This window comes from Oscillospiraceae bacterium MB08-C2-2, assembly GCA_035621215.1.
Taxonomy (GTDB): Bacteria; Bacillota; Clostridia; order Oscillospirales; family Ruminococcaceae; genus WRAV01.
The window spans coordinates 599,502-623,770 of record CP141729.1 but is presented as its reverse complement, the minus strand read 5'-3'; the positions used below and the strand labels follow the sequence as shown (position 1 = coordinate 623,770).

Annotated in this window: 24 protein-coding genes; 10 read left to right on the top strand and 14 right to left on the bottom strand. The window is 49.0% G+C overall.

Going from position 1 to position 24,269, the window contains the following annotated elements; translation table 11 throughout:
• Positions 1-11: 11 nt before the first annotated feature.
• From rplI to U6B65_02715, 4 genes are all read right to left on the bottom strand, one after another.
• On the bottom strand, positions 12-458 hold the full coding sequence (gene rplI, locus U6B65_02730) for a 50S ribosomal protein L9 (GenBank protein WRS28057.1): 447 nt from the start codon (positions 456-458) through the stop codon (positions 12-14).
• A 15-nt stretch (positions 459-473) separates the two neighbouring features.
• Positions 474-2,435, bottom strand: a complete 1,962-nt coding sequence (locus U6B65_02725; GenBank protein ID WRS28056.1) for a DHH family phosphoesterase — start codon at positions 2,433-2,435, stop codon at positions 474-476.
• A 362-nt stretch (positions 2,436-2,797) separates the two neighbouring features.
• Positions 2,798-4,822 (bottom strand): ribonuclease J, encoded by a 2,025-nt coding sequence (locus U6B65_02720; GenBank protein WRS28903.1) that lies wholly within the window; start codon positions 4,820-4,822, stop codon positions 2,798-2,800.
• Between the two features lie 429 nt (positions 4,823-5,251).
• On the bottom strand, positions 5,252-7,576 hold the full coding sequence (locus U6B65_02715; protein WRS28055.1) for a sugar phosphate nucleotidyltransferase: 2,325 nt from the start codon (positions 7,574-7,576) through the stop codon (positions 5,252-5,254).
• Positions 7,577-8,015: 439 nt separating this feature from the next.
• Between U6B65_02715 and rnhA the strand changes: the two genes are divergently transcribed.
• From rnhA to nifU, 3 genes are all read left to right on the top strand, one after another.
• Entirely contained in the window at positions 8,016-8,474 is a 459-nt protein-coding gene (gene rnhA / locus U6B65_02710; GenBank protein ID WRS28054.1) for a ribonuclease HI, read from the top strand.
• A gap of 95 nt (positions 8,475-8,569) precedes the next feature.
• Positions 8,570-9,751 (top strand): cysteine desulfurase NifS, encoded by a 1,182-nt coding sequence (nifS, locus tag U6B65_02705; GenBank protein WRS28053.1) that lies wholly within the window; start codon positions 8,570-8,572, stop codon positions 9,749-9,751.
• Between the two features lie 33 nt (positions 9,752-9,784).
• Positions 9,785-10,213, top strand: a complete 429-nt coding sequence (gene nifU / locus U6B65_02700; GenBank protein WRS28052.1) for a Fe-S cluster assembly scaffold protein NifU — start codon at positions 9,785-9,787, stop codon at positions 10,211-10,213.
• Between the two features lie 99 nt (positions 10,214-10,312).
• On the opposite strand, the gene U6B65_02695 is transcribed toward nifU, so the two are convergent.
• The 3 genes from U6B65_02695 to U6B65_02685 all read right to left on the bottom strand — a co-directional run bounded on the left by U6B65_02695 (position 10,313) and on the right by U6B65_02685 (position 12,652).
• Positions 10,313-11,035 (bottom strand): amino acid ABC transporter ATP-binding protein, encoded by a 723-nt coding sequence (locus tag U6B65_02695; protein WRS28051.1) that lies wholly within the window; start codon positions 11,033-11,035, stop codon positions 10,313-10,315.
• Positions 11,022-11,723 (bottom strand): amino acid ABC transporter permease, encoded by a 702-nt coding sequence (locus U6B65_02690; protein WRS28050.1) that lies wholly within the window; start codon positions 11,721-11,723, stop codon positions 11,022-11,024. Before U6B65_02690 ends, U6B65_02695 begins: the two co-directional genes overlap by 14 nt.
• Positions 11,724-11,827: 104 nt before the next feature.
• On the bottom strand, positions 11,828-12,652 hold the full coding sequence (locus U6B65_02685; GenBank protein WRS28049.1) for a transporter substrate-binding domain-containing protein: 825 nt from the start codon (positions 12,650-12,652) through the stop codon (positions 11,828-11,830).
• Between the two features lie 384 nt (positions 12,653-13,036).
• On the opposite strand from U6B65_02685, the gene U6B65_02680 reads away from it, so the two are divergent.
• A complete protein-coding gene (locus U6B65_02680; GenBank protein ID WRS28048.1) occupies positions 13,037-13,645 on the top strand; it encodes a nitroreductase family protein in 609 nt (202 codons plus the stop codon).
• A 184-nt stretch (positions 13,646-13,829) separates the two neighbouring features.
• Complete coding sequence (locus U6B65_02675) at positions 13,830-15,263, top strand: MATE family efflux transporter (protein WRS28047.1); 1,434 nt, start codon at positions 13,830-13,832, stop codon at positions 15,261-15,263.
• 58 nt (positions 15,264-15,321) lie between these two features.
• On the opposite strand, the gene U6B65_02670 is transcribed toward U6B65_02675, so the two are convergent.
• The 3 genes from U6B65_02670 to U6B65_02660 all read right to left on the bottom strand — a co-directional run bounded on the left by U6B65_02670 (position 15,322) and on the right by U6B65_02660 (position 19,173).
• Positions 15,322-16,344, bottom strand: a complete 1,023-nt coding sequence (locus U6B65_02670) for a pirin family protein (protein ID WRS28046.1) — start codon at positions 16,342-16,344, stop codon at positions 15,322-15,324.
• Positions 16,345-16,360: 16 nt separating this feature from the next.
• Positions 16,361-18,160, bottom strand: coding sequence for an ABC-F family ATP-binding cassette domain-containing protein (locus U6B65_02665; protein ID WRS28045.1), 1,800 nt, complete (start codon positions 18,158-18,160; stop codon positions 16,361-16,363).
• Between the two features lie 551 nt (positions 18,161-18,711).
• The gene (locus tag U6B65_02660) at positions 18,712-19,173 is read right to left on the bottom strand and encodes a pyridoxamine 5'-phosphate oxidase family protein (protein WRS28044.1); all 462 of its coding nucleotides are present in this window, start codon (positions 19,171-19,173) and stop codon (positions 18,712-18,714) included.
• Between the two features lie 197 nt (positions 19,174-19,370).
• Here U6B65_02660 and trxA point away from each other — a divergent pair, with 197 nt between their 5' ends.
• The 3 genes from trxA (at position 19,371) to U6B65_02645 (ending at position 20,905) form a co-directional block, all read left to right on the top strand.
• Positions 19,371-19,688 carry a thioredoxin gene (gene trxA / locus U6B65_02655; GenBank protein ID WRS28043.1) on the top strand — a complete coding sequence of 106 codons (318 nt, stop codon included), beginning with the start codon at positions 19,371-19,373 and terminating at the stop codon, positions 19,686-19,688.
• Positions 19,688-20,023 (top strand): rhodanese-like domain-containing protein, encoded by a 336-nt coding sequence (locus U6B65_02650; protein WRS28042.1) that lies wholly within the window; start codon positions 19,688-19,690, stop codon positions 20,021-20,023. Before trxA ends, U6B65_02650 begins: the two co-directional genes overlap by 1 nt.
• Positions 20,024-20,233: 210 nt before the next feature.
• The gene (locus U6B65_02645) at positions 20,234-20,905 is read left to right on the top strand and encodes a Crp/Fnr family transcriptional regulator (protein WRS28041.1); all 672 of its coding nucleotides are present in this window, start codon (positions 20,234-20,236) and stop codon (positions 20,903-20,905) included.
• 74 nt (positions 20,906-20,979) lie between these two features.
• Here U6B65_02645 and U6B65_02640 read toward each other — a convergent pair whose 3' ends face one another.
• The 3 genes from U6B65_02640 to U6B65_02630 all read right to left on the bottom strand — a co-directional run bounded on the left by U6B65_02640 (position 20,980) and on the right by U6B65_02630 (position 22,732).
• On the bottom strand, positions 20,980-21,246 hold the full coding sequence (locus tag U6B65_02640; GenBank protein ID WRS28040.1) for a DUF1294 domain-containing protein: 267 nt from the start codon (positions 21,244-21,246) through the stop codon (positions 20,980-20,982).
• A gap of 22 nt (positions 21,247-21,268) precedes the next feature.
• Complete coding sequence (locus U6B65_02635; protein ID WRS28039.1) at positions 21,269-22,447, bottom strand: YibE/F family protein; 1,179 nt, start codon at positions 22,445-22,447, stop codon at positions 21,269-21,271.
• A gap of 120 nt (positions 22,448-22,567) precedes the next feature.
• Positions 22,568-22,732, bottom strand: coding sequence for a hypothetical protein (locus U6B65_02630; protein ID WRS28038.1), 165 nt, complete (start codon positions 22,730-22,732; stop codon positions 22,568-22,570).
• 90 nt (positions 22,733-22,822) lie between these two features.
• Here U6B65_02630 and U6B65_02625 point away from each other — a divergent pair, with 90 nt between their 5' ends.
• Positions 22,823-23,056, top strand: coding sequence for a helix-turn-helix transcriptional regulator (locus U6B65_02625; GenBank protein WRS28037.1), 234 nt, complete (start codon positions 22,823-22,825; stop codon positions 23,054-23,056).
• A gap of 21 nt (positions 23,057-23,077) precedes the next feature.
• A complete protein-coding gene (locus U6B65_02620) occupies positions 23,078-23,302 on the top strand; it encodes a helix-turn-helix transcriptional regulator (protein WRS28036.1) in 225 nt (74 codons plus the stop codon).
• Between the two features lie 85 nt (positions 23,303-23,387).
• Here the strand turns inward: U6B65_02620 and U6B65_02615 are convergent, their stop codons facing one another.
• Positions 23,388-24,158: an SDR family oxidoreductase gene (locus tag U6B65_02615; GenBank protein WRS28035.1), complete on the bottom strand. Its 771-nt coding sequence runs from the start codon at positions 24,156-24,158 to the stop codon at positions 23,388-23,390.
• Positions 24,159-24,269 lie beyond the last annotated feature (111 nt).

The following is a 24,269-nucleotide window of genomic DNA, read 5'->3' as shown; positions in this document are numbered from 1 at the left end:
TGGGATACACTTTATTCCTCGCCGACCATGACAAACAGGTTGGCGGAAATCCCCTGATACAGCTTAACCTCCACCGGGTAGGTTCCGAAGGCTTTAATTTCGTTTTCCAGAACAATTTTACGCTTATCAGCGGTAACATTCAGCTGTTTTTTCAGCTCATCGGCAATTTCCTTTGCTGTTACTGAACCAAACAGCTTGCCGCCGGCTCCTGCTTTGGCGGTCACCTTAATGGTTTTATCCTTTAAAAGGTCGGCCAGCTTATTGGCCTCCTGAACTTCCATATCAATTTTGTGCTGCTTAGCAGCCTCCTTGGACTTGACCTCCTGCATAGCCTGTGCATTTGCCTGAATGGCAAGACCCTTTTTGAGCAAAAAGTTTCTGGCGTAGCCATCCGAAACGTTGACTACATCCCCTTTTTTGCCGCTGCCCTGTACATCCTGCTGTAAAATGACCTTCATGATAAGGCTCCTCCTTTATTCTGTAAAATACTCATCAATTGCACTGCGAAGCTGTTCCAATATATGAGGAATGGTATCCTCCTCAAATTGGGCCGCCGCCATCGTCAGGTGCCCGCCGCCTCCCAGCTTTTCCATAATCAGCTGCACATTAACCGCCCCCAAGGACCGGGCGGATACGTTGATTACAGAACCGGTGACAAACGCCACAAAAGAGGCCTCTACCCCGTTGATGGTCATAAGCTCATCGGCAGCCTGCGGGGCCACCACGCGGATATTCTCTGAGGTTTCTTCGGTATAAGCAATGGCACAGCTTTTGTATACATGAGCTGTGGCCACCAAGGCCGCTTTTTGCTGGTAACATTCCATAGAGGAAGCAAACAGTTTGCGAACCTCCACTGTATCGGCACCTAGATTGCGCAGATAAGCCGCCGCCTCAAAGGTACGCACACCGGTGCGCATAACAAAATTTTTGGTATCCAGCATAATGCCCGCCAACAAGGCCTCGGCATCCAAACGGGTAAGCTGGGGCTTGCTTGGGAAATACTGCACCAGCTCGGTCACCATTTCAGAAGCCGAAGAGGCATAAGGCTCATGGTAAAAAATAACAGCGTTGCTGATGTGGTTAACCATTTTGCGGTGATGATCAATAACCACCACCGATTTGCAGGCCCGGTACAGCGGCTCGGATTCCAGCACATGGGGAACGTGGGTATCCACCACAATCAGCAGAGTTTTATCATTGATCAGCTGCTGTGCTTCCTCCGGCTCCAGATAATCCTGGGCAAAGGTGGGGGTGTTTTTCACCAGCTCCAACATGGGGCCAACCATGTTTTTAGTTCTGCTGATGGCCACACATACCGGCTTATTCATACTCTGAATGGCTCGCAGCAAGCCGGTGCCGGCACCCATGGCATCCAAATCGGCAAACCGATGCCCCATAATGATCACGTTTTCGCTGGATTCAATCAGTTCACACAGCGCTGTGGCCACAATACGGGTTTTCACCTTGGTGCGCTTTTCTACACCCTTGGAAACACCGCCGTAAAATTCATAGCCGGCCTGGTTTTTAATGGCAACTTGATCGCCGCCCCGGCCAAGACACATATCCAGCGCCTGCCGTGCCATATTCTCAGCATCGTAAAGGCCGTGTGCTTCCCGCCCCACGCCGATTGAGAGAGTGGCGGGAATGCGGTTTTCAAAATGCAGGGAACGAACCTGCTCCAATATCTTAAACTTATCGCCTATCACCATGCCAAGGCTGCGTTCATCCAGAAAAGCCAAGAAGCGGTCGTGGCCGGATTTCAGAATGAATCCGCCAAAGCGGGTGATGTATTTCTCAATAACCGATTCCAGCTGCCCCATAATCTGGGCCCGCTCGCTCTCCTTGGAGTTTTGCAGCAGCTCATCGTAATTATCCACCGCAATCAAGGCGATGATGGGCTTGGTCTCAAAATACTCCCGGGCAATTCCCTTAAGGTTAGTATCATCCACCAGATACAGCACCGTGGTCATTTGATCCCCTTGCACCATGGTGGACGTATAGGCGGTATACTGATGCTCGTTATAGGTCAAAGCAATGCCTTCTGTTGTGGCCGGCCGGGTCAAATCCAAGTGTGGGAAAATATGCGCCACATGGGTTCCCCGGACATCCTGCCCTTCAAAAACCTCTGCCATCGCCACAGGGTTGCACCAGATGATTTCTCCCCCCTGATGAACGGTGATAATAGGCATAAAAGCTCTTTCCATATTTTGGGCATATGTGCTGACAATATTCCCGGTTATGCGGTTAAATTGATCCCGAATGCGCCCCCGGGTAATGTAAAGGAAAATCAGAACCGCCGCGAAAATGCTCAGCGCCAAAGCCAACTCAATGTAAAAAAGAGTACGGTTCTGGAACCACATAGGGATTACCAGCGCAATTCCAAGCCCAAAAAGGGCATAGAATGCGGGCAGATAAGGCCTAAACAGTTTATACATGGATTCTCCAATCCGTCCGGACGTTCCGGGCCAATGCTTGAATTGTAAAAAGAATGCGTTCTTCTTTTTACGCATTTAACAGAAATGAAAACGGCGCCGCCTGTATCGCCTAGAAAGAGAAAAAAGATACAAGGCTTTAGCAGCACGATTATTCATATCAACTCAATCATAACCAACAGTTGTCTACAGCAAATTATACTTGCTGACCTGCGCTTTTTAGCGAAGGATACTCTGGCAACCTTTGAGTTTACATTGCTGCGTTATCGTAGGAATGTATAAAGTATACCACACCCTGCGAAACCATAACAAGGGTGTGGCATGTTTTTTATACAATATTAGGTGGTTTTAACAGAAGTTGGAACTCAGACCTCCTGAATAACTGGCAGTATCATCGGGCTGCGTTTGGTTTTTTGCCACAGGAAATCCCCGATATCATCCTTGAGCCTCGTTTTCAGTGTAGTCCAATCCCGTGAATCCTGATCAATGCACTTTTGGATGCAGCTCCGAGCAATATCCCGGGCTTGGGCAATCATATCTTCAGATTCTCGCACATAGACAAATCCACGGGAAACAATATCCGGCCCAGCCATAATTTGGCCGTTGGCTGTATCCATGGTGGTAACCACCACAATCAAGCCATCCTGTGCCAAATGCTTGCGGTCACGCAGCACAATGCTGCCCACATCTCCAACACCCAGACCATCCACCAGAACTCTTCCGGCAGTTACAGAGCCATTGAACTTCATCTCGGCGCCATTGGTTTCAATGACCTTGCCGATTTCAGGTATAAACACATTTTTGGGATCTATGCCCATGGATACACCTATAGCGGCATGCTTTTTCAGGTGCTTGTATTCGCCGTGAACGGGAATAAAGAATTTAGGCTTGGTGAGGCCCAGCATCAGCCGCAGTTCATCCTGACAGGCGTGACCCGAAACATGAATTTCATAGATGTTTTCGTAGATAACCTCAGCTCCCAATTTAAGGAGCTCGTTGACCACCCGGGTCACCAGCTTTTCGTTGCCGGGAATGGGGGTGGCAGAAATAATGATATAATCCGTGGGGGTTACCTTAACCTTGCGGTGCTCGCCCATTGCCATACGGGTGAGAGCGCTCATTGGCTCGCCCTGGCTGCCGGTGGTGATGATGGCGACCTTTCCCGCCGGGTATCTGCCGATGGAATCCATCTCGATCAACACGCCCTTGGGAACATCCAGATAGCCGATTTCCAGCGCTTTTGCCACAACGTTTTCCATGCTGCGGCCAGAAACGGCAACCTTGCGCCCAAATTTGACAGAAGCATTGATGATCTGCTGCACACGGTGAATATTGGAAGCAAAGGTTGCCACCAGTATGCGCTTATCGGCGGCTTGAGCAAAAAGCTTATCAAAGCTGTCACCCACGGTGCGCTCGCTGGCGGTGCTGCCGGAGCGCTCTGCATTGGTGGAATCGGAAAGCAGAGCCAAAACGCCCTTGCTGCCCAGCTCGCCAAAGCGGGCCAGATCAATAATTTCACCCAAAATGGGAGTATAATCCACTTTAAAGTCACCGGTCTGCACAATCAGGCCTGCGGGGGTTTCAATGGCCAAGGCGCAGGCATCGGGGATCGAATGGTTAACATTGATAAATTCCACCGACATACAGCCCATTTTAATTACATCACGGGGGGCTACCACATTCAGCCGGGATTTGGAAAGAAGCCCATGCTCCTTTAGCTTGCCCTCCACAAGACCAATGGTCAAGCGGGTGCCGTAAATCGGCAGGTTCACCTGCTTGAGCAGGTAGGCAAGGCCGCCGATATGATCCTCATGGCCATGGGTTAATACCACACCACGGATGCGATCTGCGTTTTCCAGCACAAAGGTGAAATCCGGGATAACCAGATCCACACCCAGCATGCTTTCATCCGGGAATGCCAATCCACAGTCCACAATGAACATATCGCCTTGGCACTCGTAAACGGTCATGTTTTTGCCGATTTCGCCCAATCCGCCCAGAGGGATAATACGCACAGGCGGCAGTCTTTTTTCACTTTTTCCGCTGTTTCTTCTGGAGCGTTTTTTGGGGGCGGGGGATGCATCCTGTCTGGCGGGGGCGGCAGGTGCTGTGGTGAGAGCCTGCGGCTCTTCCTTTTTAACAGCAGGCTTGGGGGCAGAGCGGTGCTGGGGGCGGCGGGGCGAATTGCCCTGCTGCTTGGCTGCGCTTTGGGGGGCTTTTGCCACATTGTTCTGCGGAGCCTTTGTCTCAGCTCCGGCAGCCGGCTTTGGCCGGGGCGCCCGGGGTGGTTTTTTTTCCTTATTTGAATTGTTGTCCGACACTATTTTACCTCCGTAGTCGTTTTTTGCATGTAAAAAACGCCTTGCTCCCTTTCGTGCGGAAGCAAGCATCATTTTAATTCATGAAATTTTGAAATGGCGGGAGTTTTAGACCAACTCTGCCGCAAAAAAGCGGCAAAAACGTTCCAATCCTATAGCAAGGCTATTGTATGCCCGCATCAGCAGCGGGAAATACACTCATCGGAATACGAATCAAAACACAGCTGCACATGGCTTGGGGATATCCCTGAATTTTTCCGCCCATTCAAGACATCCGCATTTCCAAGAGCTGTGGAAGTGTATTCCGGCAAACAACAGCACCGCTTTCCAACAGAACAACCGTCCGAAAGTAGGCTCTAAAATCCGATCACATCGTTGGTATAATTGTACCTTTTTCACATGCTCCTGTCAAGTAGTTTGTCAATTCCGCTTTAGTTTTAGAAGGAAAATACAAGAATTCCGCATAAGGAAAGGTACGTCATACAGTGCTCTCACCCTGATTCAGCGGAGTGAATCAGGGCTGACCCCATCCAAATTTTTAACAAGAGCCTCCAAATCGGCACAAAGCTCCTGCGCCGTTTCCGAATTCATGGCCTCTGCCAAAACCTGAATGGCTCTGCCGGTTTTCATGGGTTTGACAAGAACAACGCCTTTATCTGACCGAACCACAACGCCCTCGGTAATATCCCCCTTGGATTGGTTGCCCAAACCACGAAGAATGCCGGCAGGGCTGCGGCTAATGGAAACATCCCGGCTGAAGGTACCGAATTCCGGCACCAAATCCTCTAAGTGCTCAAGCCCTCCCAGCTTTTTGATCAGCGAAAGGAAGCGCATAGCCAGCATCAGGCCATCCCTTGACCACATCTGACTTACCGCCAGTTTGCGGGCTTTTTGATCGCTTTGATCGGCAGGGCAGTTGTAGTAGCGATAAACCTCACAGCCATGCTTTTGGGCCAGTGTATCAATCACACGGGGGGCATCAAAGGGCACTGCCACATCTCTTCCCCGCAGAAACTCGGCAGCGCAGCAGGCGGTCAGTATCCGCTGGTGGGGGATCACTCTGCCGTTTTCCACGATGCGCACAGTATCGCCCTGTGGCGAAAGCTCCAAAGCAAAGCCATCCCACAAATCACATCCAACCCTTTGCAAAACCTCCCGCAGCATATTCTGCACCGGGACACTGGGGGATTTCACCTGAACCGAAATTCCCGCCAGACCCTTGGGGGCCATTTTCAAAAGCTGTGACTGATAAAGAGCTTCCATACCTGAGAAATTCACGGTGTTGCCCACTTCGTCAAAAGGTGCCCGGATAAACTCACCACGGGCCAGCAACGCTTCTATGCCTCTTTCCAGCTCACGGGTAGCAGGTAGCCCCCCTTGTGTCATAAGCTGTAGGGAGATGTTTTTTCCGCCATCTACAAAAAGCCCCAGCTCCAAAGTGCAAAAATTCACGCAATACTCAAACATACAGCGAAAATTGCTGCCAAAATCCATTACATGAGCCCCTGTGGAGCGTATCCCCGATTCAACAGCCGCCTTGAGAAGCTGGGCGGAAGGGTGCCCCGAACAGCCAAGCCCGATGCGGAATCGTGGCTTCATACTGCCCAATGCACAGCCGATTCGGGCGCAGAATTCCGGTGTGATTTCCACCCCAAACTGCCCAAAAATACCGGCATCTCCAAAGAGGCCCTTGCCGGAAATATCGGTTTTGACATGCTGGGTTACCGTTACACCTTCGGCAACGGTTTTGCGGTTCCATATTTTCAGCCCCGGCCGCACCGTGACCCGAGCACCTACCACGGCCCCATCGCCAAGAGCTGCTCCCTCATAAAGAACTGCCCCCTTCTTGACCGAGGCACCGGGCCCAACCAAAGCGCCGATAAGACGGCATTCCCCATCCACCAGACTGCCGGGCAGTAAAATGCTGCCTGTAATCAGGGTGCCTGCACCAACGCAGCAGCCATCGTCAAGAACCGTGCCTTCCTCAATAACGGCACCCTCTTCAATGCGGACATTGCGCCCAATATAGGCAGGCCCCTGCACGCTGCCGTGAATTTCTTCCGTATCCCCTGCCCAAATGTTTCCCAGACGGTCACGGCTGCCGGGAATATCACAGCGCACCTTGCCGGTGAGCATATCCTTTTGGCAGCTGATATAGGTTTCCAGATCACCAATATCGCACCAATAGCCCTCGCTCTCACAGCACATGAGCTTCATGCCCCGTTCCAGCATCAAGGGAAACAAATCCTTTGCAAAATCATAAGACTTGCCATCCGGTATCATAGAAAGCGCAGAAGGGGATAAAATATAGATGCCTGTGTTGGCAAGGTCACTCACCGCCTGCGAATAGGCCGGCTTTTCCAAAAAGCCCAGAACCCGCCCTTCTGCATCCACGTTGATGATGCCATATTCCCGTGGATCCTCCACCTTTTTAGCCAGAATGGTCACATCCGCCCCAGTGGTGCTGTGCATATGGGCGGCGGCAGTCAAATCAAAATCGCACAAGGCATCTCCGCTGATGACCAGCACCGGCTGGCCCTCCTGCCCCACGGCCAGCTTTACGCTTCCTGCCGTGCCTAAAGGTGAAGTTTCTTCGGAAAAATCAAGTTCAATTTCCCGGTATTTCCCTTGGGGAAAATGCTCCTGAATAATATGAGAAAGATAGCGCACGGTTACAACCGCCTGCTTCACTCCATGCTTGCCCAGCAAATCGAGAATATATTCCATCATGGGCCTTCCGCAGAGCCGGGCCATAGGCTTGGGAATATCACAGGTCAGTGGCCGCAGCCGGCTGCCTTCACCGCCCGCCATAATTACTGCTTTCATCTTAGGATTCATCCTTTCTGTTAAGAACACGCTGCTTTTCCTTTAGTATGGGTAAAAACTGGCAGCTTTATAGCCATACACAAAAAATAAATCAAAGTAAAAACGCAGGCTAACAGCATAGAAAAAGCTTAAAAATGCGGCTTCTATGGAGAGAAAGAAATTGCTGTTCGGCAGTTTTCGGCAAATATGCCCATTATTTTATCGGGAAGTCTTGTTTCTGAGCCCCAAATTCTGTATACTATTTCTGTAATATCAATCTGCGTTTGTATAAACACAAACAAGCAGATACCGCCTGCTTCTAAAGTTTCGGCAGGCCGTGGTATCCTGCAATCCCAAGCATTGTGTTTGGGGGCAGAGCTGATCATGCAGAACAAGTTTAAAAACTATAAAGAATACAAGGGTAGCTGGTCTGCCTCTGGATACAATAGCAGGAGACAGTATGAGTGTGTCACAAAAAAAGGTTTATCTTTATACGGACGGCGCTTGCTCTGGCAATCCCGGAGCCGGCGGCTGGGGTGCCATTCTGCGGTATGGCGGAAGCGAAAAGGAGCTCAGCGGCGGCGAGGAACAGACAACCAACAACCGAATGGAGCTTACTGCTGTGATTAAAGGGCTGGAGGCTCTCAAGGAGCCTTGCCAAGTGGAGCTTTTTAGCGATTCCAAGTATGTCATCGATGCCATTGCGCAGGGATGGGCAAAGCGCTGGAAGCAAAACGGCTGGATGCGTAACAAAAAAGACGCCGCCCTCAACCCGGATTTGTGGGATCGACTGCTGGCTCTCTTGGAAATTCACAAAGTGACCCCCAATTGGGTCAAAGGCCATGCGGGACACCCCGAAAATGAGCGCTGTGATGCTTTGGCAGTGGCATATTATACGGAACTTCAAAATAAAATGTAAATTTTTATCCCTAATACATTGATTACCTATATAAAAGGTATATAATGAAAGTATGCTCATATATCAAATTCAACAGGAAAGATAAGGTGAATCCTATGAAACGATTTGTATATGCGGATAATGCAGCCACCACCCCCATCACCGATGATGTGCTGGCCGCCATGATCCCCTATCTTAAGGAAGGCTTCGGTAATCCCTCCAGTATTTACAGCAAAGGCCGTGAAGCCAAAATTGCTCTGGAAAAGGCCCGTGAGCAGGTAGCCGGTGCTTTGGGTGCTGCTTCCGGTGAAATTTATTTTACCTCTTGCGGCAGTGAATCCGATAACTGGGCCATTGAGGGCGTTGCCCGCATGCTCCAAAAAAAGGGCAAAAAACATATTATCACCACCAACATCGAGCATCATGCAGTGTTGCATACAGTCGAGGCTCTTGTTAAGGAAGGCTTTGAGGCCACCTACCTGCCGGTCGATGAGCTGGGTTTGGTTTCCGCCGCACAGGTAGCAGATGCGATCCGTGAGGATACCGCTCTCATTACCGTTATGTATGCCAACAACGAGATCGGCACCATTCAGCCTATCGCTGAAATCGGTGAGGTTTGCCGGGCCAAGGGTGTTCTGTTCCATACCGATGCGGTTCAGGCCGTGGGCAACGTTGCCATTGATGTAGCCGCTCAGAAAATCGATCTTCTTTCCCTGACCGGCCATAAACTCCATGCTCCCAAGGGAGTGGGCGCCTTGTATGTCCGCAAGGGTGTGAACCTTCCTCCTCTGCTGCACGGCGGCGGTCAGGAGCGGGGCAAGCGGGCTGGAACGGAAAATGTGGCCAGCATTGTCGCTTTAGGCTTTGCAGTGGAAAAGGCCTGCTCCAACATTGAGACCCGCACTGCTCATATAAAGGTTATGCGGGATCGCCTGATTGATACCATTTTGGAAGCAATTCCTCTTTCCCGCCTCAACGGTGACCGTGAGCGCCGCCTCTGCGGAAATGTAAACGTTGCCTTTGAGGGTATTGAAGGCGAGGGTATGCTCCTTATGCTGGATATGGCCGGTATCTGCGCTTCCTCCGGCTCCGCCTGCACCTCTGGTTCTCTGGACCCCAGCCATGTTCTGTTGGCTTTGGGATTGCCTCATGAAAAAGCCCACGGTTCCCTGCGTCTGAGCATCAACGAGCTGACCAGCGCCGCAGACATTGATGCCATTCTGGAAACCCTGCCCCCCATTGTGGAGCGCCTGCGGGCCATGTCTCCCCTGTGGGAAAAGATTACAGCCCAAAAATGAAGTTAAAAATTCTAACCTGAAAGGGTGTTTTGCATGTTATATTCTGAAAAAGTAATGGATCATTTCTCCAATCCCCGCAATTTGGGCGAGGTTGCCGATGCCAACGGAATTGGTGAGGTAGGCAACTCCAAGTGCGGTGACATTATGAAAATGTACATCAAGGTGGAGGACAACATCATTGCAGATGTAGGCTTCAAGACCTTTGGCTGCGGTGCGGCCATCGCCACCAGCTCCATGGCAACCGAGCTGATCAAGGGTAAATCCTTGGATGAAGCTCTTGGGTTGACCAACAAGGCTGTTGTGGAAGCTCTGGAGGGCTTGCCCCCGGTGAAAATCCACTGTTCTGTTTTGGCTGAACAAGCCATTAAGGCCGCTATCTCCGACTACTACACCCGTCTGGGAATCGATCCCGTTCCCATTGTCGGTGAGATTCTGGATACCGAAGCCTGCCACCTGCATTAAAATTGCCGCAAGGGCGATGAACTGGTATAGAAAAAAGGCCTCCAACCGTAGTATGAAAGCTACGCTTGGAGGCCTTTTTATTTTATAAGTGTTTTAAAATTACAGCACCTTGGCTAAGAAATCCTGAAGCCGTGGGTTTTTCGGTTGGGTGAAGAAGGTTTCGGGAGGCCCTTGCTCCACGATTTTGCCTTCATCCATGAAAAGGATACGGGTTCCCACCTCACGGGCAAAACCCATTTCATGAGTAACCACCACCATGGTCATGCCTTCCTGCGCCAAATCCTTCATCAGAGCCAGAACCTCGCCTACCATTTCAGGGTCTAAGGCCGAGGTAGGCTCATCGAACAGCATCACAGTAGGATTCATGGCTAAGGCCCGTACAATGGCAATGCGCTGCTTCTGCCCGCCGGAAAGCTGCTGGGGATAGGCTTCTGCCTTATCGGCCAGCCCGATGCGCTCCAAAAGCTCCAAAGCCCGGGCATCTGCTTCGCTTTGAGTCATCAGCCCTAAAGTGACGGGTGCAAGGGTAATATTGCGCTTCACGGTAAGATGGGGGAACAGGTTAAAGTGCTGAAACACCATGCCCATCTTCTGGCGAAGCAGGTTGATATCCGTTTTTGGATCGGTTATATCCACATCATCGAATACAATGGAACCACCCGTAGGGGTTTCCAGCAAATTCAGGCAGCGCAGAAAGGTGGATTTTCCAGAGCCGGAGGGGCCGACTACCACAATTTTCTCACCCTGTTTGACTACTTCGTCAATGCCTTTGAGTACTTGATGAGAACCAAAGGTCTTGCTTAGATTTTTAACGCATATCACCGGCAGAGAGCCTCCTTTCCAGCCTTTGCTGTATCTTGGTCAGCCCCAGCACAAGGCAGAGGTAAATGGCAGCTGCAATAAACAAAGGCGAAAGAGTCCATGTGCGGGAGCGGATGATATCACCGGCTCGGGTAATATCCACCACCGCAATATAGCCTGCCACTGAGGTTTCCTTCAGCAGAGAGATGAACTCGTTGAACAGAGCAGGCAAAATATTTTTGATCGCCTGCGGCAGCACAATCAGGCGCATGGTCTGCTTCTGGTTAAGCCCCAGTGAACGGCCCGCCTCAGTCTGCCCTTTATCGATGGAAACAATACCGGCCCGAAATATTTCCGAGACATAGGCACCCGAGTTGATTCCAAAGGCCAGAGCCGCAACCGCAATAGCCGCGCCCACAGGAGCCGCCTTGAAAATAATGGTGTAAAAAATAAGCAGCTGGAGCAGCACCGGCGTTCCCCGAATGATGGTTGTGTATAAATTGGCCAGCTTATTAAGCCATTTCAGCTTTCCTGTCTGCTGATATGTAACCTTAATTAAGGCAATGATCATGCCAATGAAAATGCCCAGACACGTTGCCATCAGCGCCATAAGCAGGGTGTTTCCGGTTCCCTCCAAGTAAAAGCGCCATCTTCGTTCCGCAAACAGGCTCTTATAGATATCACCCGCAATGCTTTGAATCCAAATCATTTTCTTCCCCCTTCACAAACCGCAAAATCCCTCAAAACCAACAAGGAACAGAGCCTCGCAGGAGGCCCTGTTCTGTTGTATTTATGTTTTGTGTATCTTAACAATTAAGCCGAATGGCTAAGGGTGTATTCATCGATCTTGCCTTCGTCAACCAGCCTCTGCATAACCTTGTTAATGGTATCCAGCAGCTCTGTGTTGCCTTTTTTCACACAGAAGGCATATTTATCTATCAAAAGCTCTTCATCCAAAATCACAAGATTTTCGGAAGTTTTGACAATCTCCTGAGCGGGCAGGCTATCCACCACAATGGCATCGATACGCTTGTTGATCAAATCGTTGGTGGCATCGAAGAATTTATTATACTGCTTGAGAGTCACATCGGGATATTCATCTGCCAGCACTAAGTCACCGGTGGTTCCCAGCTGAACACCAACTGTTTTGCCGCCGAGATCAGCAGGGCCTTTAATGGCGCTGTCTTTAGCAACAACAATAACCTGCTTGGAGGTGGCGTATTCAATGGTGAAATCCACCTGCTCTTTTCTTTCTTCAGTGATGGACATACCGGCTGCGCCGAAATCGGCTTTACCGGCATCAACGGTGGGAATGATGGCACCGAATTCCATGTCTACAACCTTAAGGGTTTTGCCCATTTCAGCGGCAATCTCTTTGGCTATATCCACATCCACGCCAACAATATCGCTGCCGCTGTAGTATTCATAGGGTGCAAAGCCAGCCTCAGTGGCCATAATCAGTTCACCGCCGGATGCCGCAGGGGCTTCGCTGGAAGCGGCCTCTGCCTCGGATGCAGGCGCTGAGGGAGATGCTGAAGCAACAGGCTCCTGAGACTGGCTGCTGTTACCTGCTCCACCGCATGCAGTCAGCACCAATGAAAGCACTAAAAATAAAATAAGGCCTAATTTTTTCTTCATAGTTATTTCCTCCAAAATGAGCTCAAAATTCTTTCGCTGTAATTATTATACACCAAAACAAGCATATTGCAAGGGAAAAATGAAAAAAAATACAGTAACTTGTGATTATTATTCATCCCTGAATAAAATTATTTGGAAAATATAGCTATCCTGTTAAATTAAAAGGAGAGTGTCAGCCAGCCTGAGAAAAGGGTTATTCTTTTTTTAATTTATTGTGCATAACCTTCTTTCAGCTACTAAATCGCTCTATTTTTTTCGGATATACACAATTTTTTCACATTATTTCGTTATAATAAATACAAACACTTTCAAGTGTCTACATTAGACAACCACTTTTTGATTGTTTGATTCAAACTATATAACTGACAGAAAGAAGGTTTTTATATGTCTTATCAAGAAACTTCTCTTCAGCAAGCCATTGCCGACCGCCGTTCCATCCGCATTTTAAGCACAGATTCTTCGGTAACCAAGGAGAGACTAGAGAAGATCATTCAAAATTCACTATGCACCCCCAGCGCTTTTTCGATGCAGAGCAGCCGGTTGGTTGTTTTGATGGATAAAGAGCATAAACATTTCTGGAAGCTGGTTGAGGAAGCACTCGCCCCTCTTTTAAAGGATGCAGAAAGTCTGGCCGCCACCAAAGAGAGGCTGGCCGGGTTTGCCGCAGGCAACGGCACCATTCTCTTTTTTGAAAATAAAGAAACAGTTGAAGCTATGCAAAAGAATTTCCCCAGCTACAGCGATAATTTTACTGTTTGGTCTGAGCACGGAAATGCAATGCTCCAATATGCCCTGTGGCTGAGCCTGAGCGCCGATGGTATTGCGGCTTCTCTCCAGCATTACAACCCGCTGGTTGACTCTGCTGTTCAATCCACTTGGGGTGTAGACTCCAAATGGAAGCTGATTGCTCAAATGCCATTTGGCAAGGCTGCCGAAACTCCGGGTGAGCGTGCTTTTCTTCCTTTTGATACTGTGGTTTCCTTCCACGAATAAGCCCCGCTGGTTTGTCTCTTTCTTTCCTGTTTTGGTTGGCCAATAAGACAGCGTTTTTTCTAGGACGAAAAGCTTCGGCTCTTCGTCCTTTTTTTGCGTCTGCCCACTGTTTGACTATAAATTTATTTTATGGTATTGTGGACAATGCGTCTATACGTAAAACATTTCAGGAGGAACAAAACCGGTGAGTAAGGAAACAAAAACCACGGCAAAACCGGAAAACAGAATGGGTACCATGCCTGTTAACCGGCTGTTGATTTCCATGGCACTGCCCATTGTATTCTCTATGCTGGTGGAAGCTCTTTATAATATATTGGACAGCGTTTGGGTTTCCCGAATTGATGAGCAGGCCTTATCCGCTCTGGGCATTGTGGCGCCTGTACAGAATTTAATGATTGCCATGGGTGTGGGCACCGGAGTGGGCGTGAATGCACTGCTTTCCCGCAGCTTGGGCGAGAAAAATTTCAGCCTTGCCAACAGTACCGCTAAAAACGGCATATTCGTCAGCTTGATTTATACCGTGAGCTTCATGCTGTTCGGCATCTTTGGGGCACGGCCTTTTATGGCACTGCAAACCGATGTGTCGGAAATTATCGAGTATGGTACTTCTTATATATCCATCTGCTGCATTTTTTCGGTTGGGCTGTTTGCTCAGCTGATCTATGAAAAGCTGCTGCAATCCACCGGAAAAACCAAATACATTCTTCTTACCCAAGGTCTCGGGGCGGTCATCAATATGGTTTTGGATCCCATTATGATTTTCGGGCTGCTGGGATGCCCAGCCATGGGTGTGAAGGGAGCCGCTATCTCCAATGTAATCGGCCAGATTGCAGGCGGAATTGTGGCGGTTTATGTCTGCCACCGAAAAAACGAGGATATTTCGCTCCAGTTTAGCGGCTTTCGCCCCAGCGCTCCGGTATTGAAGGAAATATATAAGGTGGGCCTCCCCTCCATTATCATGCTTTCCATCTGGTCGTTTATGCTGTTTTTCCTCAATAAGGTGCTTTCTGCTTTTACCTACACCGCCACCGCCTTTATGGGGGTTTATTACAAGATTCAAAGCTTTGTCTTTATGCCCATTTTCGGCATCACCAACGCTGTTGTTCCCATTGTTGCCTACAATTACGGCGCCCAAAGCAAGGCCCGTATGATTCAGGCAATCCGGCTGGCCATCCTTTATGCCAGTGGCATTATGCTGGTGGGTCTGGCGCTTTTCCAGCTCTTCCCCTCTCAGATATTGGCCTTGTTTAAGCCATCGGATTCCATGCTCGAAATTGGAGTGGCCGGCCTGCGGACCATAAGCATCAGCTTTGTTTTAGCTGGCTATGGCATTGTATGCTCCTCTGTGTTTCAGTCTTTGGGGATGGGCGTTTTAAGCATGGCTGGCTCCATCAGCCGCCAGTTGGTGGTATTGGTGCCTGCAGCTTTTCTGTTGGCACGTACCGGTTCTATCAACAACGTTTGGTGGGCCTTCCCCATTGCCGAGATCAGCACGCTGATTCTGGTAACGGTATTTCTGATACGCATTTATCGCCAAAAAATAAAGCCCTTGCCGGATGTTCCCCCTGAGCTGCCTCCTATCATGGATAACAGCTCTGTGGATGTGGAAACCGCCTAAGAGGACAAAAAGCCCGGAAGCCAGCCTTTAAGGCCGGTTCCCGGGCATCTTTCTGCAATCATTTATCCTCTGGGTATTCTACCCGGCCATCCTCATACTGGGCAAAGCGCCCCTTTTCTCTGGGAGCCACCGGGCCGCCTTGTGCCCATGGCCATCCGCCAAACTGTGTCTTTTGGTAGTCGTTGAAGGCCTGCATAATTTCTTCCCGTGTATTCATTACAAAAGGGCCGTGAGCCACAACCGGTTCATCAATGGGTTCGCCCTCCAAAAGCAAAAGGCGGCTTTCTTTGGAACCGTTTTTCAGCACAATGCCTTCTCCCCCATCCAGCTCCGCAAAGGAGCCGGAAGAAAATGCCACCGATTCGATTTCCATTGTCTCACCGCTGTAATAATACAGCATCCGGCTCAGGGTAGACGAGCCACGAGGGATGATAAACTGGGCCTCAGGCTCCATGGTCAGCAGCCAAATACCCACATGATTGGCGGGATCAGCCGCCCATGAATCCGGGTTGGGCGAGGGGCTTGTAATACGGCCATAGCGCCCGGCTATCAGGCGGATATGGGTGCTGTGCCCGTTTTCATCCATGTGGGGAATAACGGGGATTTCCTCATCCCACAGCATTTTATAATGAGGAGGCACAAACTTGCTTTTTGCCGGAAGATTCAGCCATACCTGAAACAGCTCCATAGGGTTGGGCTGCGTTTCGGAAAGGAGCGGAAACATTTCAGCATGCTGGAGCCCGGCACCGGCTGTCATCCACTGCACATCGCCGTTGCCATATCGGCCCATGGCACCCAAGCCATCGGCATGATCCACAAAGCCCTCCAACACCACAGTAACCGTTTCAAAGCCCCGATGGGGATGCACCGGAAAGCCGGGAACCGTATCTCCGTAATACATGCGCCAAGGTGCGCTGTGATCGAATTCCTGCTGTGTGGGCTTTTCGCTGCTGGGAACCGCTGGCCCCATTTGAGCATTGCCTTGAGGGAATTCATCCCGATGGTGCATACACGCAATAAACGGATTCTTAACCTGCATGCCGAATTCCAATGTGCCGGTGGAAAGAATCTTTGATTTCATAAGCCTTAAACCTCCTTTATCTGTTTGCTGATTCCTGTTCTGCTATTTTTTCCGCTAATTCATTGAGATACACCCAGCGCTCTGTTTGATTCTCCAGTTCCTTTTCCAGCTCTGTCTGACGGGTCAAAAGCTGCTGGAGCCTTTCGTAATCGCTGGAACCGGTCACCAACTCCTGATCAAGCTGCTCTTTTTCCTGCTCCAGCCGGGCAATGGTATCATCAATTTCTTCGTATTCTCTTTGCTCTTTAAAAGAAAAGCGCAGCTTTCTAGGGGAACTGGGCGTTCGTTTTTCCCCCTGAACCTTAGGTGCTGCCGCTTTTTCACCGCCGCCCGCCCGAGTGGGACGCTCCCTGAGATAATCGGAGTAGCCCCCCATATATTGGCGGATGACACCGTCCTCCTGAAACTCAAAAATCCAGTGGGCAATCTTATCCAAAAAGTAACGGTCATGGGAAACCGCCAGCACAGCGCCCTGAAAGCTCTCAATGTATTCTTCCAGAATCATCAGGGTATCGATATCCAAATCATTGGTGGGCTCATCCAGCAGCAGAACATTGGGGGCGGTTATCAGCACACCCAGCAGAAAAAGCCGGCGGCGCTCTCCGCCTGACAATCTGCCAATGGTATTCCATTGGAGATCGGAGGGGAATAAGAATTTTTCCAGAAGCTGCGAGGCGGTCAGTGTCCCTTCCGGGGTTTGGATGGATTCTCCGAAACCCTTGACATAATCAATCACCTTTTGGGATAAATCCATTTCATCGCATTCCTGCGAGAAATAGCCGATTTTAACGGTATCGCCTAAAACCACAGAGCCACTATCCGGTTCCAACTGCCCGGCAATCAGCTTGAGTAACGTGGTCTTGCCACAGCCATTGTGCCCCACAAAGCCAATGCGGGCATCACGGGCCAACACATGCTCAAAATTCCGAATGAGAGGTTCTTCTCCCCCAAAGCCTTTGGTCAGATCGGTTATCTCGATGGTTTTGCGCCCAAGTCGACTGGAAATAGAGCTAAGCTCCAGCTTTGAGGCGGTTTCGGGGCCATCCATGGCGCTCAGCGCCTCATAACGCTCCACTCGGAACCGGCTCTTCGTGCTTCTTGCCTTGGCACCCCGGCTGATCCATGCCAGCTCTTTGCGGAGCAGGCTTTGGCGCTTGCGGAAGGCACTGGCCTCCGCTTCATCCCGGAGCGCTTTCAGCTCCAGATATTTGGAGTAATTCGCTTCGTAAAGATAAAGAGAAGCGCTATCTACCTCAGCGATTTTCGAAACCACTCGATCGAGAAAATACCGGTCATGGGTAACCATCAGCAAAGCGCCGGTATATTTGATCAAAAAGCCCTCCAGCCACGCAATCATGTCGTTATCCAAATGGTTGGTAGGCTCATCCAGAATCAAAGCTTCACAAGGGGTGATCAAGACCGCCGCCAATGCCACCCGCTTTTTCTGCCCGCCGGAAAGCTGCCCGATCAAAGCATCAAAGCAGGTAATTCCCAGCCGGTTGAGGATGTTTTTAGCCTGATACTCCTGCAAGTCACGCTCACCGCCAGCCATGGTCAGCACCTGCTCCAAAACGGTAGCCTTTTCATCCAGATCAGGGTTTTGCGACAGATAGCCGATCTGTGCCCCGGAAAATCGGGTGACTGTGCCTCCATCCGGGATTTCTGCTCCCGCCATGATTTTAATAAAGGTGGATTTTCCGGCACCGTTGCGGCCGATAACCCCTATTTTATCCCCCTCGCTTAAATGGAGGGTGCAATCCTCCAGCAAAGGCTTTTCATTATAGCTTTTGGTGATTTTCTCCGCAGAAATGAGCATGCAGCATTGACCTCGTTAAGTCTTTCCTATATTGATTGAATAGCCCGGAGGCCGGGCATGAGAACAGAACATTTAGTAAGTAGGGTTACTAAATTATAAAATTGCTTTCCTAGAGTTTAATAAAGCCGTTATTCTTCACTTCCGCACTCTTGCCGTGTGGCTGGCACATCCTTTCTCCACGATGAGAAAGGATGCGAAGAATCGCCAGGGGGCACGCCCCTTGGTACCCCGCCGCCTAGACATAGCAAGAGATACTTGTTAGGCTTCGATCGTGCTTATGCCGCACAGGCAATGACTTTCTTTTTGGCAGAAAAAGAAAGTCATCAAAGAAAAAAGTCTTCTCTGGCAGCAGGCAAGGCCGTTGCTTTTTCCCTCGCCGGACGCCGGGTATGAGAATGGAACGTATAATTGCGCATTTAGGGCGGCAGCGAACACCGTGAGCGAATCGCCCTGCGCATAAGGTAGTATAACATCTGCGTTTGCAGATATTATACCACAAAAGTACGTTTACTAAAAGGCGTGCCTACCAGATCCATCTACAGGTGCAATGCTTAGCTGTGGTATTTGCCTGTGGATGTGTCTATACGGATTTCGATCACCGCCGTGCCCTTTACCATATTTTCCGGGAGCTCCTGCCCCGCAAACTGAGGTGTATATTTTTCAACCAGCTTGCCAAGCACCTCTCTTTTAGATTCTATTTCTTCTAAAATTCGGGCGGTTCCCCTGATAACAGCGCTGTTATAGACCGCTTCTGTATTGCAGGCTTTACCATCTGCATCAATTTGAAGCCCCAGCAATTCATCCACCTCAAAGCAGACCTTGGGGTATTTTTGTATGTTATCAATCTTCTGGCCCTTGGGCAACCCATGCATATAGATGCTGCCTTTGTGATAAACAAAATGCATGGCAATTACATAGGGGTAGCCATCCTCTCCAATGGTACCCAGCCGGCCTACCTCTGCTCTGTGAAGGAGCTCCTCCACCTGCTTTTCTGTTAACTGAAATCGTTTCATTCTGTTTTGCATCTTTAATTTTCCTCCATCGTTGGTTCCAGACCATTTGGTTTTGAATAGTATTATACAGCAAATGGCCGCTTATAGAAAGAGCCTTTGTTTTTATTTTAGATTGGTAACCTTGTTACAGATAACGCCGCAAGGATTCTATATACTGAACTCAACAACACAGGATTCTTGATTGGAGGTACTTAATCATGTCAACCATTGTATTAACCAAAGAAAACTTTGAAGATGAGGTTCTTTCTTCTGATAAACCGGTTCTGGTGGATTTCTGGGCTCCTTGGTGCGGGCCGTGCCGCATGCTCTCCCCTGTTTTGGAGGAGGTTGGCAAAGAAACAGCCGATCGGGTAAAAATCGGCAAAGTCAATGTGGATGAAGAACAAGAACTGGCCGCCGAGTTTAATGTGATGAGCATCCCCATGCTTGCTGTTATCCAAGCCGGTAAGCTGGCCGCTGTTTCAGTAGGGGTAAAACCCAAGGCTCAGATTCTGGAGCTTCTGGAGGGATTATAATGCCCGCTATTTTAACACAGTCTTTTTCCACCATTACCATGCAAAAAGCATATGAGGTTCTAGCCGCCAATCCGGATATCACAATCTTGGATGTACGGTCTGACCCTGAATATCGGCAGGGTCATATCCCCGGAAGTGTTCATCTTCCGGGAGGCAGGATACATGATATTGACGCGCTGCTGCCGGATAAAAACACCCCTCTCTTTGTTTATTGCCTCAGCGGTATCCGCAGCCATCATGCCTGTATTGCCTTGGCAGAGCTAGGTTACAGCAATCTCACCAACATAGGCGGCATAGCCCAGTGGCCCGGTCACCTTGAAAAGGGCTTCCATTAAAATTGCCGAACCAATCCAATCCGGATTGATTCATATACTTCCGCAGCAGTACCACACCGCATTACCCGCACCCCGAACACTGCCCACTCTTTTTCTCCCCACTTCTCCTCTAAAAGTTCTTCTGTTTTCACTTGAATATTCCGCTGGAAGACCCTATACTCATTAGGTATAGGGTCTTCGTTTTGTGAAGAATTGGGAGGTAAGCGGATCATGACAGAATCAACGCCCACACTGGAAGGACTGTTTCCCAAATGGGAATTGCTGACCAAGGAACAACAGGCACAGCTAAAAAAGGTGACTGCCGAAAGGCGCTTTTCAAAAGGCCAGCTTCTCCACAGCGGGGAGGATAAATGCTCGGGTCTTTTTTTGGTTAAATCCGGGCAGCTACGGGTATTCATCCTTTCAGAGAACGGTAAGCAGATCACCTTATACCGGCTTTTTGCATGGGATATCTGCCTGTTTTCCGCCTCCTGCATTATGAAAAACATTAACTTTATTCTGCATGTAGAAGCAGAAAAGGATTCCGATATTCTTGTTATTCCCCCCGATATCTATGCAAATCTTATGAAAACCTCTCTGCCTGTGGCGGATTACACCAACCAGCTTATGGCCTCCCGCTTTTCCGATGTGATGTGGATTATGGAGCAGGTGCTTTTCACCAGCTTTGACAGCCGCCTTGCCTCGTTTCTGGTGGAGCAGAGCGAAATTGAGGATACCACCCTGCTGCGGATCACTCACGATGAAATTGCCCGCCATATGGGCAGCGCCCGAGAGGTGGTAACCCGTATGCTCAACTATTTTTCGGGTGAAGGGCTTGTGGAGCTTTCCCGGGGGCAGGTTTCACTGATCAATCTAAAAAAGCTTCGGTCACTGATTCAATAGAGGATCTTCCCCACTAAAAAAGCGTATCGTTTTTTATAACGACACGCTTTTAATATATTCTCGGCGTTTGCAGCCTATAGAATCCTGTAAAGATAAACCATCGCCACAGTTGTGGTCAGAAAAAATATAGGCACCAATATCCTAAACCGGGTATGCTGGGTTTTATGGCGGAAAAAGAACATGCCGGCCAAAGCACCAATACCGCCAATGAAACATGAACAAAGCAAAAGAGTACGCTCGGGGATACGCCGAGCCTTCTTTTTGGCTCTTTGCTTATCTGTGCCATAAAGCAAGAATACAACGGTATTCCAGAGAAACAGGATCGCTGCCAGTGTATGCATAATATCTCTCCAAAAGGCTAGGCTAGGCGGCCTGCCGGGATTTATCTGTTTTTTTGCGGGTATACAGGAACGCACAAATCAGCGAGCTGAGCGGCAGTGTAAAGAGAATGCCGATGCTGCCGATCAGGGATTGCAGGATTTCAACCACAATCATTTCCATATTGGTCAGATGAATGAGTGAGGCATTGTAGGCCGCCAGCAGCAGCACAATGGAAAGCGAACTGCCGATATAAGCCAAAATCAGGGTGTTGGTCATGGTTCCCATAATATCTTGGCCAATGGTCAGCCCAGATTTGACAACGCTGCCCCAAGTGGGCGACTGCATGGTTCCGCACACCTCCGAAAGAGCCGAAGCAATGGACATGGACACATCCATAATAGCCCCGATGGCGCCGATCATGATAGCGGCAAAAATGATCGCCTTGAGATCAATGGGATTTTCCTCGCTGAGCACCAGCAGATAAATGGATTCCTCATCCAGCATACCGGTCAGCTTGAGAATCTGATCCATGCCCATGGTTAAAGCACCGGAAAGCAAAACCCCGCCGGCACACCCCAAGCCTGCCGCCAAACTCTTTTCATTGGCTCCATACACAATCAGCAGGGTGATCAACACAATATAAGTACAGGTCACCAAAGACCAGCCGTATATATTTTTGCCGGAAAGAATGGCGGGGATCAGCACCATAAAGATAGCAAGACAGGTAAAAACCAGCGAAATAATGGTATTAAGCCCTTTCCCCCTGCCAAACAAAAGAAGCAGCCCCACAAATACCAGCGCCAGCACAATCAAAGCATCACTGCGGACATATTCGGCAATTGTCCATTCAATGGTGGCACTGGGGTCTTGGTTTTTGGTCAAAAGGATTTTATCCCCCACCTCAACCTCTTTAATCTGCATGGTCATGTAGGGGTCGGAATTCTGTAAGGCTGTGAGAACCTCCCCTTTGTTTTCTCCGGTGAGAACCCTTGCCTTAAAGCGAATATTCACCCCACCAGAATAGGATACACCACCAATTTGCTGCTCGGCGGAGGTGCGGTCAACAATTTCGGTAACAACACTCTTTTTAAAAACAGCCGAGTTGACCCCGCTGAAATGAACAAAATCCTTGGTGGCCATCTTATTCCCTATGAATATGTATAAAATGGCAAATACAACGGTCAAAATATAGACCAATACATTCTTTGTTTTGCTTTTCATGGAAACTCCCCATTTTCAGGTGTGTATCATTTTAATAGGGCTCTTAACAAGCTCTATTACTATAACATACATTCCGGAGTTTGACAATTCAGCAGCAGCATCCACAAAGAACCACGGAACTCAAATCGAATCCCGTGGCTCTTTTGCTTTTGCGGACAGCAATATGGCTTCCTCACCACTTTCAATAAACGCCTGCTCCCCTTCTCTTTGCCCATCCTGCAAAATATGAATTGCATCTGTAACCCTGTTGAACAGCCTGAAATACATGGTTTTATAGTCCGGCATAATATCACCCCACTTATATCTTAGCGATATATTCGCTTGAAGTCAATAGCGAATATATCGCTAAGATATACTTATTTTGAGGTGAAAACGATGTATATAAGAATCCGAAACCTGCGGGAAGACAAAGATTTAGCACAAAGAGAAATGGCCGAAATTCTGAATTGCAGCCAGAGAATATACAGCAATTATGAATGTGGAGATGTAGATATCCCCACCGAGATTTTAATCAAGCTTGCAGATTACCACAATACCACTACCGATTATCTTCTGGGCAGAACCGATGTAAAAGACCCTTTGCCAGCTGCAAAAAAGAATCGTCTCTAAACTTTTTCTAAGGTGAGAATGATGTATATAAAAATCCGAAATCTGAGGGAAGACAAAGATTTAATGCAAAGAGAAATGGCCGAAATTCTGCATTGCAGCCAAAGAGTTTACAGTCATTATGAGCGTGGAGAGCTGGATATTCCCACCGAGATTTTAATCAAGCTTGCAGATTACCACAATACAACCACTGATTATCTTCTGGGTAGAACCGATGTAAAAGACCCTTTGCCTAGATCAAAAAAATAGTTTCTCTCCTGTATGATATTTTCCTAGGGTAAAAGCAAAGCCTCCGGTTAAACCGGAGGCTTTTTCTATACCCAATAAGACAAAGTTATATGGTATTCCAACCGCCATCCACATTCAGGAGCTGGCCGGTTGTATAGGAAGAAGCATCGGAAGCGAAATAAATCAAAGCACCATCCAGCTCACCGTCACGGCCAAAACGGCCCATCGGGCAGCGAACCGCCACAAACTGCTTAAAGCTGTCGTTGCTGACTGCGCCATCGGTCATTTCAGAGGGGAAATAAGCCGGCCCAATGGCATTCACGGTGATGTTATGCTGTGCCCACTCCGCCGCAAGGGATTTGGTCAGCATCTGTACACCGCCCTTTGAAGTAGCATAAGCGGATACAGGATTAACAGCGGCATTGATCGCCGTATTGCTGTGCAGCGAACCGATGTTGATGATCTTGCCATATTTCTGGGGAATCATAACCTTGGCAACCTCCCGGGCAAACAGAAACACGCCGGTCAGATTTACGCCGATAACCGTATCCCAAAGCTCTTTGGATTGGTTCTCAGCCTTATCAACAAGACCCACACCCGCATTGTTCACCAGAATATCAATTCTGCCAAATGCATCCTTGATTTCCTTAACAGCCGCAACGATATCCTCCTCTTTGGAGGCATCGCACTGCACTGCAATGGCTTTTGTGCCCGCTTGGTTAAATTCTGCAGCTAGCTTATCCAGACGATCCTTTCTTCTGGCAACCAGCGCAAGGCTTGCTCCTTGTTTTGCAAGCGCCTGCGCAAACTGAACACCCAACCCGGAGGAAGCCCCTGTTACAACCGCCACTTTACCTGTTAAATCAAAAAGACTCATTTTTTCGCATCCTTTCCATATAGAGTATTAAAATCAAGATTGTTACAAAAATATCATAGACTGTTTTGTAAGTCAACAGCTTCTATAACTCTATTGAGGTAGAATTTATAC